The following is an 18151-nucleotide window of genomic DNA, read 5'->3' as shown; positions in this document are numbered from 1 at the left end:
AGAGATAGCGCTATCTCTGTAGGAGCGAGGCTTGCCCGCGAAGGCGTCAGACCAGACACCAAAGAATCCACCGGTTGTACCCCGGAGAATCGCAATGACTGACACCGCAATGTCCCCCACCGAATTCGAAGCGGCCCTGCGCGCCAAGGGCGCCTACTACCATATCTATCACCCGTATCACGTGGCGATGTATGAAGGCCGGGCGACGCGCGAGCAGATCCAGGGCTGGGTCGCCAACCGTTTCTATTATCAGGTGAACATCCCGCTCAAGGACGCCGCTATCCTGGCCAACTGCCCGGACCGTGAGATTCGTCGCGAGTGGATTCAGCGCTTGCTGGACCATGACGGCGCCCCCGGCGAAGACGGCGGCATCGAAGCCTGGCTACGCCTCGGCCAAGCGGTCGGCCTCGATCCGGATCAGTTGCGCTCTCAGGAACTGGTGTTGCCCGGTGTGCGGTTCGCTGTGGATGCCTACGTCAACTTCGCCCGCAGGGCCCGTTGGCAGGAAGCCGCAAGCAGTTCGCTGACCGAGCTGTTCGCGCCGCAGATCCACCAATCGCGTCTCGACAGCTGGCCGCAGCATTACCCGTGGATCGACCCGGCCGGCTACGAATATTTCCGCACGCGTCTGGGCCAGGCGCGCCGGGATGTGGAGCATGGTCTGGCGATCACTTTGCAGCACTACACTACGCGGGAAGGCCAGGAGCGCATGCTGGAAATTCTCCAGTTCAAACTGGACATTCTTTGGAGCATGCTCGATGCCATGAGCATGGCCTACGAACTGAACCGCCCGCCCTACCACAGCGTGACCGAACAGCGGGTCTGGCATAAAGGAATCACCTTATGAGTTTCGATCGCAGCAAAACCCCGACATGGCGCACCGGCTACCGCTTCCAGTACGAACCGGCGCAAAAAGGCCATGTGCTGCTCTACCCGGAAGGCATGATCAAACTCAACGACAGCGCCGCGCTGATTGGCGGTTTGATTGATGGTCAGCGGGATGTCGCGGCGATCATCGCCGAACTGGGCGCGCGGTTCCCCGACGTGCCTGAGCTCGGTGACGACATCGAGCAATTCATGGAGGTCGCCCGTGCTCAGCACTGGATCGAACTTGCCTGACTCCGTGTCAGACAAGTTACCGCCCAAGCCCGAAATCGGCCTGCCACTGTGGTTGCTGGCCGAGCTGACGTATCGCTGTCCGCTGCAATGTCCATACTGCTCCAATCCGCTGGATTTCGCCGAGCAAGGCAAAGAGCTGACCACCGAGCAGTGGATCAAAGTCTTTCGCGAAGCCCGGGAGATGGGCGCGGCGCAGTTGGGTTTTTCCGGCGGTGAGCCGCTGGTGCGTCAAGACCTAGCCGAACTGATCGCCGAGGCGCGCAAGCTGGGTTTCTACACCAACCTGATCACTTCCGGCATCGGTCTCACCGAGCAGAAAATCAGCGACTTCAAGAAGGCCGGTCTGGACCACATCCAGATCAGTTTTCAGGCCAGCGACGAGCAAGTGAATAACCTGCTGGCCGGTTCAAAAAAGGCCTTCGCGCAAAAGCTCGAAATGGCTCGCGCGGTGAAGGCTCACGGCTACCCGATGGTGCTGAACTTCGTCACCCATCGGCACAACATCGACAAGATCGACCGGATCATTGAGCTGTGCATCGCCCTTGAAGCGGACTTCGTCGAACTCGCAACATGCCAGTTCTACGGCTGGGCCCAGCTCAATCGGGTTGGCCTGCTGCCGACCAAAGAACAATTGGTTCGCGCCGAACGCATCACCAACGAATACCGCGCAAAACTTGAAGCTGAAGGGCATCCATGCAAGCTGATTTTCGTTACACCTGACTATTACGAAGAACGCCCGAAAGCCTGCATGAACGGTTGGGGCAGCATTTTTCTGACAGTCACGCCGGACGGAACCGCCCTGCCCTGTCATGGTGCCCGACAGATGCCGGTGCAGTTTCCCAACGTGCGCGACCACAGCATGCAGCACATCTGGTACGACTCATTCGGTTTCAACCGCTTTCGCGGTTACGACTGGATGCCCGAGCCGTGCCGCTCCTGCGACGAGAAAGAAAAAGACTTCGGCGGCTGCCGCTGCCAGGCGTTCATGCTCACGGGTGACGCGAGCAACGCCGACCCGGTGTGCAGCAAGTCGGAACATCACGGCGTGATTCTCAAGGCCCGCGAAGAAGCCGAACACGCGACCCAGACCATTGAACAACTGGCCTTTCGCAATGAACGAAATTCACGCCTCATCGCCAAAAGCTGAACCCTTAAGCGCCGCCAGGGCTGTCGCGGCTGGCATCGACTTCGCCGAGTTACAAGTCGGCAAGCATGGCCTGTTCTGGAACGAATACCGGCCCGAGGATGCTGCCTGCCGGATCTGGCAGTGGCGCGACGGCCAGGCTCATTGCCTGACGCTGTCCACCTTCAGTGTGCGCAGCCGGGTGTACGAATATGGCGGCGGCGCGTTTTGTCTGACCGATGACGGGTTTGTTTTCGTCAACGAGGCCGATCAGCAGTTGTACCGGCAATCACTGACGGGTGAGGCGCCTGAGGTGCTGACTTCGAGTGAATGCCGCTACGGCGATTTGCACTTCGCCAGCGGGCAAGTGCTGGCGGTGGAAGAGAACCGTGATCGACATCGCCTGGTGGCTATCGGTCTGGCTGACGGACAACGCCATCTGCTAGCCGAAGGCGCCGACTTCTACGCGGCACCGACCGTGAGTCCTGACGGTCGACGTCTGGCCTGGGTCGAGTGGAATCGCCCGGATCAGCCCTGGACCGCTACTCGCCTGATGGTTGCCGAGCGCCAGAGCGATCACACCTTTGCGCAACCGCGCTGTGTGGCCGGCGACAGTGCTCAGGAGTCACTGCAACAACCACGATTCGATGACAGCGGCCGTCTGTTTTGTCTGACGGATCGCGGCGGGTTCTGGCAGCCGTGGGTGGAGTCAGGCAACGGTCTGAGCCCACTCCCGAGTGCTGCCGCCGACCATGGACCGGCGCCTTGGCAACTGGGTGGTTGCACTTGGTTGCCGTTGAGCGAAGACACTTATCTGGCGAGTTGGACCGAAGGTGGTTTTGGTCGACTGGGGCTTTGTCATGGCGATGGTTCCCGTGACGATTTCACTGGCGACTACAGCCGTTTCCGCCATCTCGCACAGGATGAACAGTTCATCTACTGCATCGCCGCTTCGCCGATCAGTTCGGCGGCGGTGATTGCCATTGACCGCCAGACCCGGCAGATGAAGACACTCGCTGGCGGTATCGCACCGCTGCCCGCCGAACAGATCAGCCGCCCGCAAACCCTGCGCTATCCAAGCGGTTCGGGCGAGGCCCACGGTTTCTTTTACCCGGCGATGACCGGCGACACAAAACCGCCGTTGGTGGTGTTCATTCACGGCGGCCCGACTTCGGCCTGTTACCCGATGCTCGACCCGCGGATCCAGTATTGGGCGCAGCGCGGCTTCGCCGTGGCCGATCTCAACTACCGAGGTAGCAGCGGTTATGGCCGCGCTTATCGCCAGGCGCTGCATTTGAGCTGGGGCGATGTGGATGTTGAAGATGCCTGTGCGGTGGTGGTCTACCTCGCCGATCGGGGGCTGATCGATGGCGACAAGGCGTTTATCCGTGGAGGCAGCGCCGGTGGCTACACCACGTTGTGCGCACTGGCCTTTCACAAAGTCTTCCGTGCGGGCGCCAGCCTGTATGGCGTCAGCGACCCCGTTGCGCTAGGCCGCGCTACGCACAAGTTCGAAGGTGATTATCTGGATTGGTTGATCGGCGACCCGGTGCAGGACGCCGAACGCTACGCCGCGCGCACGCCATTGCTGCACGCGAACAACATCAGCGTTCCGGTGATTTTCTTTCAGGGTGAACTGGACGCCGTGGTAGTGCCGCAACAGACCCGTGACATGGTCACTGCGCTACAGGACAACGGCATTCTGGTCGAAGCGCATTACTACGCCGACGAACGCCACGGCTTTCGCAAGGCCGGCAATCAGGCCCATGCGCTGGAGCAGGAGTGGTTGTTTTATCGAAGGGTGATGGCGCTCGCGGGCTGAAACCGCGTCGCGCCCTTCGCGGGCAAGCCTCGCTCCTACGGGTATTGTGTTATCCCTGTAGGAGCGAGGCTTGCCCGCGAATGCTACTTACCTGACGCAGCTAATGTCAGCGCTTGGCGATGATGTACACCGCATGCACGATCCCCGGAATGTAACCGCACAACGTCAGCAGAATGTTCAGCCAGAATGCTCCAGCGAAACCGACTTGCAGAAACACACCCAGTGGCGGCAACAGAATGGCGATGATGATTCGAATAAAGTCCATGGGGTAGCTCCTGATTGAAGTTGGCTCTTGTGAAACCATACAGGTAATCGACCTGTACCGTTCATCAGGGTTCAGTACGAATTCATCTCATACCCGACACGGAAAACCTGCTGCATACCTTCAGCCTCAATGAGCTGAGTGCTTTTCTGCGGACAAAAGAAAACCCCGCCGAAGCGGGGCTTTGCAGACTGTTTCCCTGACATCCATTTCACTCCGCCATCCTGGCAGAATCCTACGTGTCCGTGTTGTTGCTTTGCGCTTCCTGCGCGACGTCCATGTGAAGTAGATTAGCTCTGGATCCAATCTTCGCCTATGGGAAAACAGCAGCACGTTATGTAAGAGAAAGCTTACATAACGTTAAAGGGTCAGAATTGTCCTGCGTCCAGCAGGAACAGCGATTCGCTGCCCGCCTTAACCGACGCACTCAACGAGTGAATACGCGGCAGCAGACGGGCGAAATAGAACCGCGCCGTACCGAGTTTGCTCGCGTAGAAATCGTCCTGCGCTTCTTTACCGAAGGCTGCCTTGGCCATCAGTGCCCACATGTAGGCATAGGCCATGTAGCCGAATGCTTGCAGATACTCGACCGACGCCGCGCCGATCTCGTTCGGGTTGTTTTTTGCCCGATCCAGCAACCACGCGGTCAGTTCGTCGAGGGTGTCCACCGCATCATTCAGCGGCTGGGTGAACTCCGCCAGGTCAGCATTGGCTGTCGCGGTGAAATGACGAATCTCGTCAGCGAACAGTTTGTAGAACGCCCCGCCGCTACCAACGATTTTGCGTCCGACCAGGTCCAGCGCCTGAATACCGTTGGTGCCTTCGTAGATCTGAGTAATCCGTACATCACGAACCAGTTGCTCCTGGCCCCACTCACGGATGTAGCCGTGACCGCCAAAAACCTGCTGACCGTGAACCGTGGTTTCCAGACCCAGATCGGTCAGGAAGGCCTTGGCCACCGGGGTCAGCAAAGCCACCAAATCTTCCGCGCGTTTGCGGGTGGTGGCGTCTTCGCTGAACTTGGCGGTGTCTAGCTGCATCGCCACGTAAGTGGAGAAGGCACGGCCGCCTTCGTTCGAGGCTTTCATGGTCAGCAGCATGCGACGCACGTCCGGGTGAACGATGATCGGGTCAGCCACTTTGTCCTTGTTCTGCGCGCCGGTCGGCGATCGGCTTTGCAGACGGTCGCGAGCGTATTCGATAGCGTTCTGGTACGAGCGCTCGCCAGTGGCCAGGCCCTGGATACCGACGCCCAGACGCTCGTAGTTCATCATGGTGAACATCGCCGCCAGGCCTTTGTTCGGCTCGCCGACCAGGTAACCTACGGCTTCGTCGAAGTTCATCACGCAGGTTGCGGATGCCTGGATTCCCATCTTGTGTTCGATCGAACCACAATTTGCCGGGTTGCGCGCGCCCAGGCTGCCATCGGCATTGACCATGAACTTGGGCACCAGGAACAGCGAAATACCTTTCGGCCCCGCCGGTGCGTCCGGCAGTTTGGCCAGTACCAGGTGGATGATGTTCTCGGTCAGGTCGTGTTCACCGCCGGTGATGAAGATTTTGGTGCCGCTGACTTTGTAGGAACCGTCGGCCTGAGGCTCGGCCTTGGTGCGGATAATCCCCAGGTCAGTACCGGCGTGCGGCTCGGTCAGGCACATGGAGCCGGCCCAGACACCGGCGTACATGTTCGGCAGGTACGCGGCTTTCAGCTCTTCGCTGGCGTGGGCGTTGATCGACAGGCAAGCGCCGGCGGTCAGCATCGGGTACAGACCGAACGACAGGCTCGCGGAGTTGACCATTTCTTCGACCTGCGCCGAAACCGCTTTGGGCATGCCCATGCCGCCGTAGGTCGGATCACCACCGACACCGACCCAACCGCCTTCAGCGTAAGTCTGATAAGCCTGTGGGAAACCTGCCGGGGTGGTGACGGCACCGTCAGCCCAGTGGCAACCTTCTTCGTCGGCTGCACGGCTCAGCGGCGCAATGCTTTTGCTGGTGACCTTGCCGGCTTCTTCGAGAATGGCTTCAACCGTTTCCGCATCGACGGTCTCGGCCAGCGCAGGCAGTTCGGCCCAGAGTTTGGCGACCTCGAAAACTTCATTGAGGACGAAGCGCATATCGCGCAGGGGCGCTTTGTAGTCAGCCATGGCAAACCTCGCAAGATCTAAACAGGTGGTTCGTAGAATAGTGATTTCGTTGTGTCCGAGTGTACCTCAACAACTTTTACGACACATAGGGTCAACTCATGACTGTTCTGTTATTTTTAGTCACCAGCTTTTCAGCTGAGATGTTCTCGCCTGCCAGAACGCATTCGCGGGCAAGCCTCGCTCCTACAGGTCGTGTTGCACGCATTTCACGTGAACGACATAGAACCGTAGGAGCGAGGCTTGCCCGCGAAGCTTTTCAAATATTCGTCAGAGCGCAAACAACTCCGCCGGCAGCTTCATCAGGCAATCGCTGCCCGCCTCGATGGCCGCCCGATGAGCGGCGGTGCGCGGCAGTAAACGCTTGAAATAGAACTCACTGGTCGCCAATTTACCCTGGCAGTAATCGCCATCACCGCTGCCCGCCTCCAACTGCGCCTGAGCCACCAACGCCATGCGTAGCCACAGGTAGCCGAGGATGATGTAGCCGCTGTACATCAGGTAATCCACCGATGCGGCGCCGACTTCATCCGGATTTTTCATCGCGGCCATGCCGACCTTGGTGGTCAACTCGCCCCACTGCTGATTCAGACCATTGAGCTGCGCCACATAGCTGCCGAGTTGCGGATGCTCAGCGTTTGCCGCACAGAACTTGTGGACGATTTTGGTGAAGCCGCGCAGCAGTTTCCCCTGACTGCCAAGGACTTTGCGCCCAAGCAGATCCAGCGCCTGAATGCCGTTGGTGCCTTCGTAGATCGGCGCGATCCGGCAGTCGCGAACCAACTGCTCCATGCCCCACTCACGAATGAAACCGTGACCGCCAAACACCTGCATGCCGAGGTTGGTCACCTCCAGCCCGGTGTCGGTCATGAAGGCTTTGCAGATCGGCGTCAGGAATGCCAACAGGTCTTCGGCATCCTGACGCGCCGTTCCATCCGGGCTCAGATGAGCGACGTCCAGCAACTGCGCGGTGAAGTAAGTCAGCGCCCGGTTGCCTTCGTTGAAGGCCTTCATGGTCAGCAACATCCTGCGCACATCGGGATGAACGATGATCGGGTCAGCGACTTTTTCCGGTGCTTTCGGGCCGGTCAGCGAGCGCATTTGCAGGCGGTCGTTGGCGTATTTGATCGCGCCCTGGAAGCTCGCCTCCCCCAGACACAAACCTTGCATACCGGTGCCGAGCCGCGCGTGGTTCATCATGGTGAACATGCAGTTCAGGCCCTTGTTCGGCTCACCAATCAGGAAGCCCTTGGCATCGTCGAAATTCAGCACACAGGTGGCCGAGGCCTTGATGCCCATTTTGTGTTCGATCGAACCGCAGGAAACGCCATTGCGTTCGCCCGCCTCACCCTCGGCATTGGGTAGGAATTTGGGAACGATAAACAGCGAAATGCCCTTGGTACCGGCAGGAGCGTCCGGCAATTTAGCCAGCACCAAGTGAATGATGTTGTCACTCATGTCGTGCTCGCCGGCGGAGATAAAGATCTTGCTGCCGGAGATCGCGTAACTGCCATCGGCCTGAGGCACGGCGCGGGTCTTGATGATGCCCAGATCGGTGCCGCAATGGGCTTCGGTCAGGCACATGGTGCCGGTCCATTGGCCGGCAGTGAGCTTGCTCAGGTAGGTTTGTTTTTGCTCTTCGGTGCCATGGGCGTGGATCGCTGACATCGCACCGTGAGTCAGGCCGGGGTACATGCCCCAGGAGGTGTTGCTGGAACCGACCATTTCACTGATGACCAAACCCAAAGAACTTGGCAAACCTTGGCCACCGTAAACCGGATCCGCCGCCAGACCATGCCAGCCGCCTTCCACGTACTGCGCGAAAGCCTGCTTGAAGCCTGTAGGCGTTGTGACCACGCCATTGTCGAAATGGCAGCCTTCTTCGTCGCCGCTGCGGTTGAGCGGTGCGAGAACGTTCTCACAGAATTTCGCGCCTTCTTCAAGGATCGCATTGATCATGTCCGGGCTGGCATTGGTGGCGCCCAGCGCGGCGTAGTTGCTGTGAAAATCGAAGACGTGGTCGATCAGAAAGCGCATATCGCGCAGGGGAGCTTTGTACTCGGGCATGGTCATTTCTCCGGCAGCAGATTGCTCAAACCTACTGCCGCGCACCACGCCTCACAATCACAGTCCAGACGCTGAATGCGCCGTCATCACTCAACCCGCAGCAGCGTCCATGCGCACCGCGCCACGACGGTTCTGACCGAAAGCCATGACACAATTTCGCCCCGCGCCTTTGGCGCTGTAGAGCGCCTCGTCAGCGGATTTGAGCACTTGTTCAGGCGTGCGCTGCTCCACGCGTTCGGCCACGCCGATGCTGACCGTGACCGACACACTTGAGGCGCCTGAACCCGCGCGGCGTTGGCGTCCCTGCTGGTCATCCTGGGGACGGTTATCCTGATTGCGCAGCTGGATGTTGTAGGTCGCGATGGATTCGCGAATGACTTCCAGGTGCGGCATGCACTCTTCGAGGGTTTTGCCTGCGAACACCAGCGCAAATTCTTCACCGCCGTAGCGATAGGCCCTACCGCCCCCGCTGATTTTCGACAGCTTGCTGGCGACCAGCCGCAACACTTGGTCGCCGACATCGTGACCATGTGTGTCGTTGAATTTCTTGAAGTGATCGACGTCGCCCATGGCCAGCACGTAATTGCGCCCCAACCGTTGCATGCGTTCGTTCAGGGCGCGGCGACCCGGCAGACCGGTGAGCTCATCGCGGAAGGCCATCTGATAGGCCTCATGGGCAACCGCGGCGGCAATCATCAACATTACCTGGCTGCACATGATGTTCAGGGTGAATGGCAGGATGAAGGTTTTCGGCAACATCCAGAACAATCCCAACAGCCCCACCAATTGCGCAGCATGCAAGGGTCTCGGGTTGCGCCAATATTGCCAGGCCAGTAACAGGAACGAGGCGATGAATACCGGGTAGGACAACTGGATCAGGCTCATCCAGGCACCATGCAGGGCTGGCCAGCGGATCTCCGACAGCCACATCAACAGCGCGTGCGGATAACTTTGTTCCAGCCCCAGCGCCACGCTGCCGAACGCCAGCAACACAGCAAAGCGCGCCACCATGTCCTGGAACAGGTGAGTACGCTCTTGCCAAGCGGCGAACAAGCCAAAGAGCAACGGCAGCAACAGACAGCACAGATGGAAGACCACGGCGGCGTCTTCGCGAACTTTGCCGTTATCGCGGTAGTAATCGGTCTGGGTGTCGAGCAGGAAATAGGCGATGTACACCGTGACCATCAGAAACAGTTCACGCTGACGTCGGTAAACCGCGCAATACGCCCCGCCGAGCAACAGCACCAGAGTAGGCAGCACGTTGAACAGCGAAGTGAAGAAGACGTTGAGATCCTTGACGTAGGCAGCCGCAAGCCCCGCAAGCAACAACAGCAGCGATGGCAAAAAGTGACTGAAACGTACAGCGGAAGAACGCGGCAAGGGTAAAGCTCCGACCCGGCAAACAAAGATGGCATTGTGCCTGCATTTGGAGCAGCTAAGCACGTGCAATGTGACGTGTGTCACATCGCCATCCTCTTTAACGGCAGCAACGGCGTTCTTCTTAGCGTTTTAGTCAGGAATATTTACCGGCAAGGCGGTTTTCATCAGGCACAAAAAAGCCGCTGCTCCCGAGGAAGCAGCGGCTTTGTGAAGGACTGCGTAGGGCTTAGTAACCCAGTGCGAAGTCTTCTTCTTTCATGTCCATCAAGTTGTTGGCACCCGACAGCATGGTTACAACGTGAGTGCGGGTACGCGGCAGGATACGCTGGAAGTAGAAGCGCGCAGTCTGCAGCTTGGCGGTGTAGAACGCCTCTTCGGTGGTGCCGGCAGCCAGTTTCTCGGCAGCCAGACGCGCCATGTCAGCCCAGAAGTAGGCGAGGCAGGCATAACCGGAGTACATCAGGTAGTCCACCGACGCGGCGCCAACTTCTTCGCGGTCTTTCATGGCGGCCATACCGACCTTCATGGTCAGCTCGCCCCACTCTTTGTTCAGCGCAGCCAATGGCTCGACGAACTCTTTGACCGCGTCATTGCCTTCGTTGGTCTGGCAGAACTTGTGGACGATCTTGGTGAAGCCTTTGAGCGCTTCGCCTTGAGTCATCAGCACTTTACGGCCCAGCAGATCGAGTGCCTGGATACCGGTGGTGCCTTCGTACAGCATCGAAATGCGGCTGTCGCGAACGTTCTGCTCCATGCCCCACTCGGCGATGAAGCCGTGGCCGCCATAGATCTGCACGCCGTGGTTAGCAGATTCGAAACCGACTTCAGTCATGAAGGCTTTAGCGATCGGAGTCATGAAGGCCAGCAGTGCGTCGGCTTTCTTCTTCTCTTCTTCGTCCACGCCGTATTTAACGATGTCGACTTGCTTGGCGGTGAAGTAAACCATCGCACGGTTGCCTTCGGCGAATGCCTTCATGGTCAACAGCATGCGGCGTACATCAGGGTGAACGATGATCGGGTCAGCGGCTTTGTCCGGTGCTTTCGGGCCAGTCAGGGAGCGCATTTGCAGACGATCGCGAGCGTATTTCAGGCCGCCCTGGAAGCCGATCTCGGCGTGTGCCAGACCTTGCAGCGCGGTACCCAGACGTGCGGTGTTCATGAAGGTGAACATGCAATTCAGGCCTTTGTTCGCCGGGCCGATCAGGTAACCGGTGGCCGCGTCGAAGTTCATCACGCAGGTGGCGTTACCGTGGATGCCCATCTTGTGTTCCAGGGAACCGCAGGTCACAGCGTTGCGTTCGCCGATCGAGCCGTCTGCGTTTGGCAGGAATTTCGGAACGATGAACAGGGAGATGCCTTTGGTGCCGGCTGGTGCATCCGGCAGACGTGCCAGAACGATGTGGACGATGTTGTCGGCCATGTCGTGTTCGCCGGCCGAGATGAAGATCTTGGTGCCGGACACTTTGTAGGAACCGTCAGCCTGAGGCTCGGCTTTGGTGCGCAGCATGCCCAAGTCGGTGCCGCAGTGCGGTTCGGTCAGGCACATGGTGCCGGTCCATTCGCCGGAAACCAGTTTGGTCAGGTATGCATCTTGCTGCTCAGGCGTACCGTGTTCGGAAATGGTGTTCATCGCGCCATGGGACAGGCCTGGGTACATGCCCCACGACCAGTTGGCTTCGCCAACCATTTCGCTGACAGCCAGACCCAGAGACTCAGGCAGGCCTTGGCCGCCGTGCTCTACGTCGTGAGCCAGGCTAGGCCAGCCACCTTCGACAAATTGCTTGTAGGCTTCTTTGAAACCGGTCGGGGTTTTAACGCCGGACTCGCTCCAGGTGCAGCCTTCGGTGTCACCCACGCGGTTCAGCGGAGCCAGCACCTGCTCACAAAACTTGGCGCCTTCTTCGAGAATGGCGTCAACCATATCCGGAGTTGCGTCTGCACAAGCCGGAAGGCTCTGATAGTGCGCTTCGTAGCCGAGCAGTTCGTCACGAACGAAGCGAATATCACGCAAGGGGGCCTTGTAGTCAGGCATAGCGATAAACCTCTGCTGATGTAACCGGGAATGAACGACCGCGTTGATTTGTTGTGACGGTCAAACAGTTGTTTGAAACATACGTTTACGCCCAATTCTTGTCAAGCGCCGATCTTTTGCCGTTCGTCATCACACCATGAAAACCTCGGCCACACAGTTGCGCAACGCCGTTGACTGAGCAACACGCCATGTAGGAGAGATTAGTTGAGGCAGAAGGACTTACGCAGAAAAACGCCGCGAACAGGCGCGGCGTTGGAGTAGCGGATACAGCGAGGGATCAGGCGTAGGTATCGATCAGCGTACCGAGCATTTCATCGGATGCCTTGGCGACTTTGACGCCCAGCTCCACCTGGAACTTGCCCTGAGACATCTCGACCATATTGCTGGCCAGATCCGATTGCTGGCTGCGGTCTACCGAACGCAGACGATCAACCTGAATCTCCGAGGATTGACTGGTGACCGAACGCTCGATGGTGTTGTTGGCGATCTGACCCGAAGCCTGATCGACACGGTTCTGCCCTGTCTGAATAGTGCTCAGACCGGCATAAAAAGCGGTGTTTCCTGAGATTTCCATGGGGGAACTCGTCCGACAAAGGATCAACAGCGGCCATTGAACCAGACACGCCGACAAAAGGCCCGACAAAAACACTAATGGCACAGTGCCTTGTCATAGGTAAAACCCACGTTGAAATTTCAGTCCAGCAGATCCAGCTGCAGGTGCTCGGCTACCGCGTCGGCTGTCACCGATTTGAGTTTCGGCACCCTCCCCAGACACGGCGCGGGAATGCGCTCGGCCAGCGTCGCGAGGTTCTCTTCCAGACGCGAAGTCTTCGGATCGATGATGTTGGCCACCCACCCTGCCAACTGCAAACCATCCCGTGCGATCGCCTCGGCTGTCAGCAGTGCATGATTGATGCAACCCAGCCGCACGCCGACCACCAGGATCACCGGCAGACCCAGCGCCATGGCCAGGTCCGACAGATTGTCCTGATCCGCCAATGGCACTCGCCAGCCGCCAGCGCCTTCGATCAAGGTGAAGTCCGCCTGCATATCGAGAATCTGCCGCATCGGGGTCAACAGGGATTGCACGGTCAACGCCACGCCAGCCTCCCGGGCCGCCAGATGCGGTGCAATCGCCGGTTCGAACGCGACCGGATTGACCTGATCGTAGGTCAACGGTATCGAGCACTCGGCCAACAGCGCCAGCGCATCTGCGTTGCGCAAACCCTTGGGCGTCAGGTCGCAACCGGAGGCCACCGGCTTGCCTGCCGCCGTGCTCAAACCCGCTAATCGCGCGGCATGCAGCAAACCTGCGGCGACGGTGGTCTTGCCGACATCGGTGTCAGTACCGGTGATGAAATAGGCTGCGCTCATAAGGGTTTCTCCAACACGGCGTAAACCACTTGATAAGTCGCCGGCAGTCCCTGTGCCTGACGATACTGCTCGTAAGCCTCGATCAGGCCGAGGATCCGCGCCCTGCCGGTCAAACCGCCCGGCCGGCCGGGGTTCAGGTTGTGCGCCCCAAGTGCCTTGAGCTCATGGGTCAGGCTGCGGACATCGGGGTAATGCAACACATGCGGCTGCGTTTCGAGGCTGACGACCTTCAAGCCGCTGCCCGCGCAAAGCTGTTGGTAAACACCGAACTCGCGGAAGCGGTTGACGTGCACCATGCCATCCACCTGACGCCAGCTGTCGCGCAATTCGTACAGAGTGCCTACACACAGACTAGCAAACGCGAAAATTCCGCCCGGTTTCAGTACCCGATACGCTTCATTGAGCACCGAGGCGAAATCCGCGCACCATTGCACCGCCAGGCTGGAGAAGACCAGGTCGCAGGTAGAGTCCTGCAACGGCAAGCGCTCCGCATCGCCCGCGATGAAATGAGTCGCGCCGCCCAAGGGACGGGCGTGATTGAGCATGCCTTCTGCGATGTCCAACGCCACGCCAGCGCTCGCAGCAAATTTCTCCGCCAAGGCTCGGCTGAAATACCCGGTGCCGCAGCCCATATCCAGCCAACGAGCAGGGACAAAATCTTCCGGCAACCGACGTAACAATTCGCTGCCCACGTCGCGCTGTAATTCGGCCACGCTGTCGTAGCTCGCCGCCGCACGGGAAAAGGACGCCGCCACCTGGCGTTTGTCGGGCAAGCCGCCGGGCAGGTTGGGAAGGGATAAATCAGTCATCACCGAACTCATGCAAAAAGGCCTGAATCGCCCCCGCCACACCGTGAGGGTCTTCCAGAAGAAACGCGTGACTGGCCTGTTCAATCAGACCGATTTCGACATCCGGCAGCAGTGCCAGCAAGTCCCCCGCCGCTTCGGCCGGGACCAAGCCGTCGAGGCCGCCAAACAAATGCAATTGCGGCCCACGAAACGCTTGCAACGCTTGCCGGGTATCCAGTTGGGCAAGCAACTCCAGGCCGCTCATCAGCGCCGGCGAAGAGGTATGCGGTGCGCCAGCGAGCAACAGTCGCGACATCCCGCGCGGGTCTTCGGCACCTTGGGCGCACAGCAGCGAAAAACGTTTCAACGTCATGCGCGAGTCAGCCTTGCAGCCGGCCAGAAACGCATCGAAGGTTTCGCCGGGCATCGCGCTCGGCCACTGCTCATGGGCGACAAAAGAAGGGTTACTCGCCAGGGTCACCAGCCCGCAGCAGCGGTCACCGCGTCGCCCCGCCAACTCGGACGCCAGCATGCCGCCCAACGACCAGCCACCGAGCCAGGCATCCTGTGGCAACGTTGAGTCCAACTCATCGAGCCATTCTTCAAGGTCGCTCGATTCCAGTTCCGGCAATGGCTCGATCTCGACACGCAGACGCTCATCCAAACCCTGCAAGGCGGCTGCCAAGGGTTCCAGCGGCGAAATCCCGAGACCCCAACCCGGCAGCAGAATCAGACGATCACGCATGGCTTGGCTCCGGTCCCAGTTGTTGAAAACAATCGGCCAGTCCATTTAACAATAGCTGTACCTGCGCCTCGCTGTGAGCGGCGGTCAGGGTTACGCGCAAACGTGCGCTGCCCGCGGGCACAGTCGGTGGACGAATCGCAGTCACCATCAGTCCGCGTTCGCGCAGCATCTGCGACAGTCGAACCGCACGCCCGGCGTCGCCGATCATGATCGGCTGGATCGGCGTGAAGCTGTCCATCAACTCCAGGCCAATCTGTTCGGCACCTTGGCGGAACTGGCGAATCAGCGTCTGCAGATGCTCACGTCGCCAGTGTTCGCTACGCAACAGCTCCAGGCTTTTCAGTGTCGCGCAGGCCAGCGCTGGCGGTTGGCTGGTGGTGTAGATGTAAGGACGAGCGAACTGGATCAGACTTTCGATCAGCTCTTCACTGCCGGCGACAAACGCACCGGCCGTACCGAAAGCCTTGCCGAGGGTACCGACCAACACGGGTACGTCTTCCTGACTCAGACCGAAATGCTCGACGATCCCGCCGCCATTGGCACCCAGCGGACCAAAACCGTGAGCGTCATCGACCATCAGCCACGCGCCTTTGGCCTTGGCTTCCCGCGCCAGCGCCGGCAGGTCGGCGATGTCGCCGTCCATGCTGAACACGCCATCGGTGACCACCAGCGTATTGCCGGTGGCCTTCTCAAGACGCTTGGCCAGACTGGCCGCGTCGTTATGCAGATAACGATTGAAACGCGCACCGGACAACAACCCTGCATCCAGCAACGACGCATGATTGAGACGGTCTTCCAACACCGTATCGCCCTGCCCGACCAGCGCGGTGACTGCGCCGAGGTTGGCCATGTAACCGGTGGTGAACAGCAACGCTCGCGGACGGCCGGTGAACTCGGCGAGGGCTTCTTCCAGTGCGTGATGCGGGCCGCTGTGGCCGATCACCAGATGCGAAGCGCCACCGCCCACGCCCCAACGCGACGCGCCGGCGCGCCAGGCTTCGATCACTTGCGGGTGATTGGCCAGGCCCAGGTAATCGTTGTTACAGAACGCCAGCAACGGCTGACCATCGACCACCACTTCCGGGCCTTGCGGGCTTTCGAGCAATGGGCGCTGGCGATAAAGGTTTTCGGCACGACGGGCAGCAAGGCGCGCGCTGAGATCGAAAGACATGCATGCCTCGAAGGTCAGATGTGGGGAGCTGTCCTGACTTGTCTGGAGACCGAGTCACGGCCATCGCGGGCAAGCCACGCTCCCACAGGTTGAGCGCGGTTAATGTGGGAGCGGGCTTGCTCGCGAAAGCAGTGTGACATTCAACATTGATGTCGGCTGTACTGACGCCTTCGCGAGCAAGCCCGCTCCCACATTCGATTTGTGCTGGATCAGACGGCAGCGTTATAGAACTGCTCGCTGCTCTTCTGCTCCACCAATGCCTGTTCGATGGCGGCCTGATGCACTTCGTCGGCGTGCTCTTCGCGGGCTTCCGGCAGGATGCCCAGACGCGAGAACAGCTGCATGTCCTTGTCCGCCTGCGGGTTGGCGGTGGTCAGCAGTTTTTCGCCGTAGAAAATCGAGTTGGCGCCAGCAAAGAATGCCAGGGCCTGCATCTGCTCGTTCATCGCTTCACGGCCGGCGGACAGGCGCACGTGTGACTTCGGCATCAGGATGCGTGCGACCGCGAGCATGCGGATGAAGTCGAACGGATCGATGTCGTCAGCATTTTCCAGTGGCGTACCGGCGACTTTCACCAGCATGTTGATCGGCACCGACTCTGGATGCTCGGGAAGGTTAGCCAGCTGGATCAGCAGGTTGGCGCGGTCGTCGAGGGACTCGCCCATGCCGAGAATGCCGCCGGAGCAGATCTTCATCCCCGAATCACGCACGTAAGCCAGGGTTTGCAGGCGCTCGCTGTACGTACGGGTGGTGATGATGCTGCCGTAGAACTCAGGCGAGGTGTCGAGGTTGTGGTTGTAGTAGTCCAGGCCGGCTTCAGCCAGGGCGACGGTCTGGTCCTGATCGAGACGACCGAGGGTCATGCAGGTTTCCAGGCCCATGGCTTTCACGCCTTTGACCATTTCCAACACGTACGGCATGTCTTTGGCCGACGGGTGTTTCCACGCCGCGCCCATGCAAAAACGGGTCGAACCGATGGCCTTGGCGCGAGCGGCCTCTTCGAGGACCTTCTGCACTTCCATCAGTTTTTCTTTTTCCAGGCCGGTGTTGTAGTGACCGGACTGCGGGCAATATTTGCAATCTTCCGGGCACGCACCGGTTTTGATCGAGAGCAGCGTCGAGACCTGGACGCGGTTGGCGTCGAAATGCGCGCGGTGCACCGTCTGCGCCTGGAACAACAGGTCGTTGAATGGCTGAACGAAGAGTGCTTTGACTTCGGCCAAAGACCAGTCATGACGCAGGGTTGCAGTGGTGCTGGCGCTCATGGGCGTTTCCTTGTTTATGCTTGGCAAGCGGCTGGGGAATGGAATACCCACAGACGCGACACGGATGTTCGGCATATTTAAGGAAGAGCGATGCGCTGTCAACCACGATACGAAGGGGCGGTTTACATCTGGTTAAAAAACAAACAAAGCTGTTTGCTCTGCGCAGAAGCCGCAGACGACACCACGCCAATTTGCATGGCCTGCGAAACCGAGTTGCCCTGGCTGGGCGAGCACTGCCAAACCTGCGCCCTGCCATTGCCCGCCACGGGCCTGACGTGCGGCCAATGCTTGAAACATCCGCCAGCGTTTGAGCGAGTCGCAGCGCCTTGGACTTACAGCTTTCCGGTCGACAGTTTGATCACCCGTTTCAAGCACAGCGCAAAGTGGCCGTTTGGCCGCCTGCTCGCCGAACTTCTCGCTCAATTCCTGCAACATCGCTTCGATGAGGATCTGGATCGGCCCGATGTCCTGATACCGGTACCGCTGGCCACCAAACGTCTGCGCCAGCGAGGTTTCAACCAGGCGGCGATGCTCGCCCGCTGGCTCAGCGTCAGCCTCGACATTCCTTGTGATGAAACGCTGTTGCTGAGGATTCAGGACACCAGCGCGCAACAAGAGCTGAATGCCGACGCCCGTAAAAAGAACCTGCGCCACGCCTTTGCCCTGGCGCCCGAGGCCTCGATCAAGGGTCGCCACTTCGCGTTGGTCGACGACGTGCTGACCACCGGCGCCACCGTCCAGGCATTGGCCCGTTTGTTGATGGATGCAGGCGCCGCGCGAGTCGATGTCTACTGCCTGGCCCGTACTCCCAAACCTGGCGATGAGGGCTGACTTGACTCCCGCACCTCAAGCCGCCAAC

16 protein-coding genes are annotated in these 18151 nt (G+C 59.5%); 5 read left to right on the top strand and 11 right to left on the bottom strand.

What is annotated here, in order from left to right; genetic code table 11:
* Positions 1-94: 94 nt before the first annotated feature.
* Genes pqqC through F6R97_RS17345 form a run of 4 tightly spaced genes read left to right on the top strand, consistent with a single transcriptional unit; the run spans position 95 to position 4064 of the window.
* The gene (gene pqqC / locus F6R97_RS17360) at positions 95-847 is read left to right on the top strand and encodes a pyrroloquinoline-quinone synthase PqqC (RefSeq protein ID WP_038981203.1); all 753 of its coding nucleotides are present in this window, start codon (positions 95-97) and stop codon (positions 845-847) included.
* Entirely contained in the window at positions 844-1119 is a 276-nt protein-coding gene (gene pqqD, locus F6R97_RS17355) for a pyrroloquinoline quinone biosynthesis peptide chaperone PqqD (RefSeq protein ID WP_048396407.1), read from the top strand. Before pqqC ends, pqqD begins: the two co-directional genes overlap by 4 nt.
* 4 nt (positions 1120-1123) lie before the next feature.
* Complete coding sequence (gene pqqE, locus F6R97_RS17350; RefSeq protein ID WP_315866883.1) at positions 1124-2266, top strand: pyrroloquinoline quinone biosynthesis protein PqqE; 1143 nt, start codon at positions 1124-1126, stop codon at positions 2264-2266.
* On the top strand, positions 2232-4064 hold the full coding sequence (locus tag F6R97_RS17345; protein ID WP_315866869.1) for a S9 family peptidase: 1833 nt from the start codon (positions 2232-2234) through the stop codon (positions 4062-4064). The genes pqqE and F6R97_RS17345 overlap by 35 nt, the downstream gene beginning before the upstream one ends.
* Before the next feature lie 106 nt (positions 4065-4170).
* Here the strand turns inward: F6R97_RS17345 and F6R97_RS17340 are convergent, their stop codons facing one another.
* The 11 genes from F6R97_RS17340 to bioB form a co-directional block, all read right to left on the bottom strand.
* The gene (locus F6R97_RS17340; RefSeq protein WP_007904205.1) at positions 4171-4329 is read right to left on the bottom strand and encodes a YqaE/Pmp3 family membrane protein; all 159 of its coding nucleotides are present in this window, start codon (positions 4327-4329) and stop codon (positions 4171-4173) included.
* Positions 4330-4694: 365 nt separating this feature from the next.
* A complete protein-coding gene (locus F6R97_RS17335; RefSeq protein WP_038981197.1) occupies positions 4695-6473 on the bottom strand; it encodes an acyl-CoA dehydrogenase C-terminal domain-containing protein in 1779 nt (592 codons plus the stop codon).
* 267 nt (positions 6474-6740) lie between these two features.
* On the bottom strand, positions 6741-8537 hold the full coding sequence (locus F6R97_RS17330; protein ID WP_315866868.1) for an acyl-CoA dehydrogenase C-terminal domain-containing protein: 1797 nt from the start codon (positions 8535-8537) through the stop codon (positions 6741-6743).
* Positions 8538-8627: 90 nt separating this feature from the next.
* Positions 8628-9917, bottom strand: coding sequence for a GGDEF domain-containing protein (locus tag F6R97_RS17325; RefSeq protein WP_038981194.1), 1290 nt, complete (start codon positions 9915-9917; stop codon positions 8628-8630).
* A 226-nt stretch (positions 9918-10143) separates the two neighbouring features.
* A complete protein-coding gene (locus tag F6R97_RS17320) occupies positions 10144-11949 on the bottom strand; it encodes a phenylacyl-CoA dehydrogenase (RefSeq protein ID WP_030129976.1) in 1806 nt (601 codons plus the stop codon).
* 277 nt (positions 11950-12226) lie between these two features.
* Positions 12227-12523, bottom strand: coding sequence for a hypothetical protein (locus F6R97_RS17315; protein ID WP_007904188.1), 297 nt, complete (start codon positions 12521-12523; stop codon positions 12227-12229).
* A 119-nt stretch (positions 12524-12642) separates the two neighbouring features.
* A complete protein-coding gene (gene bioD, locus F6R97_RS17310) occupies positions 12643-13323 on the bottom strand; it encodes a dethiobiotin synthase (RefSeq protein WP_038981192.1) in 681 nt (226 codons plus the stop codon).
* A complete protein-coding gene (gene bioC, locus F6R97_RS17305) occupies positions 13320-14132 on the bottom strand; it encodes a malonyl-ACP O-methyltransferase BioC (RefSeq protein WP_048396401.1) in 813 nt (270 codons plus the stop codon). Before bioC ends, bioD begins: the two co-directional genes overlap by 4 nt.
* On the bottom strand, positions 14125-14856 hold the full coding sequence (locus F6R97_RS17300) for an alpha/beta fold hydrolase (protein ID WP_315866867.1): 732 nt from the start codon (positions 14854-14856) through the stop codon (positions 14125-14127). The genes bioC and F6R97_RS17300 overlap by 8 nt, the downstream gene beginning before the upstream one ends.
* A complete protein-coding gene (gene bioF, locus F6R97_RS17295; protein ID WP_038981185.1) occupies positions 14849-16027 on the bottom strand; it encodes an 8-amino-7-oxononanoate synthase in 1179 nt (392 codons plus the stop codon). The genes F6R97_RS17300 and bioF overlap by 8 nt, the downstream gene beginning before the upstream one ends.
* Before the next feature lie 209 nt (positions 16028-16236).
* Positions 16237-17292 (bottom strand): biotin synthase BioB, encoded by a 1056-nt coding sequence (gene bioB / locus F6R97_RS17290; RefSeq protein WP_038981183.1) that lies wholly within the window; start codon positions 17290-17292, stop codon positions 16237-16239.
* 90 nt (positions 17293-17382) lie between these two features.
* Here bioB and F6R97_RS17285 point away from each other — a divergent pair, with 90 nt between their 5' ends.
* Complete coding sequence (locus F6R97_RS17285) at positions 17383-18123, top strand: ComF family protein (RefSeq protein WP_315866866.1); 741 nt, start codon at positions 17383-17385, stop codon at positions 18121-18123.
* The last annotated feature ends 28 nt before the right edge of the window (positions 18124-18151 follow it).

It is taken from the genome of Pseudomonas sp. JV414 (assembly GCF_032424305.1).
GTDB classification, from domain to species: Bacteria; Pseudomonadota; Gammaproteobacteria; order Pseudomonadales; family Pseudomonadaceae; genus Aquipseudomonas; species Aquipseudomonas lini.
Note: the sequence above shows the minus strand (reverse complement) of the source record. Positions and strands in the feature narration are given on the sequence as shown.

Coding starts and splice junctions, on each gene's coding strand:
- F6R97_RS17315 (WP_007904188.1), bottom strand. CDS start 12,523: ATGGAAATCTCAGGAAACACCGCTTTTTATGCCGGTCTGAGCACTATT.
- F6R97_RS17345 (WP_315866869.1), top strand. CDS start 2,232: ATGAACGAAATTCACGCCTCATCGCCAAAAGCTGAACCCTTAAGCGCC.
- F6R97_RS17335 (WP_038981197.1), bottom strand. CDS start 6,473: ATGGCTGACTACAAAGCGCCCCTGCGCGATATGCGCTTCGTCCTCAAT.
- bioB (WP_038981183.1), bottom strand. CDS start 17,292: ATGAGCGCCAGCACCACTGCAACCCTGCGTCATGACTGGTCTTTGGCC.
- pqqD (WP_048396407.1), top strand. CDS start 844: ATGAGTTTCGATCGCAGCAAAACCCCGACATGGCGCACCGGCTACCGC.
- bioD (WP_038981192.1), bottom strand. CDS start 13,323: ATGAGCGCAGCCTATTTCATCACCGGTACTGACACCGATGTCGGCAAG.
- F6R97_RS17285 (WP_315866866.1), top strand. CDS start 17,383: ATGCGCTGTCAACCACGATACGAAGGGGCGGTTTACATCTGGTTAAAA.
- bioF (WP_038981185.1), bottom strand. CDS start 16,027: ATGTCTTTCGATCTCAGCGCGCGCCTTGCTGCCCGTCGTGCCGAAAAC.
- F6R97_RS17330 (WP_315866868.1), bottom strand. CDS start 8,537: ATGCCCGAGTACAAAGCTCCCCTGCGCGATATGCGCTTTCTGATCGAC.
- bioC (WP_048396401.1), bottom strand. CDS start 14,132: ATGACTGATTTATCCCTTCCCAACCTGCCCGGCGGCTTGCCCGACAAA.
- F6R97_RS17320 (WP_030129976.1), bottom strand. CDS start 11,949: ATGCCTGACTACAAGGCCCCCTTGCGTGATATTCGCTTCGTTCGTGAC.
- F6R97_RS17340 (WP_007904205.1), bottom strand. CDS start 4,329: ATGGACTTTATTCGAATCATCATCGCCATTCTGTTGCCGCCACTGGGT.
- F6R97_RS17300 (WP_315866867.1), bottom strand. CDS start 14,856: ATGCGTGATCGTCTGATTCTGCTGCCGGGTTGGGGTCTCGGGATTTCG.
- pqqC (WP_038981203.1), top strand. CDS start 95: ATGACTGACACCGCAATGTCCCCCACCGAATTCGAAGCGGCCCTGCGC.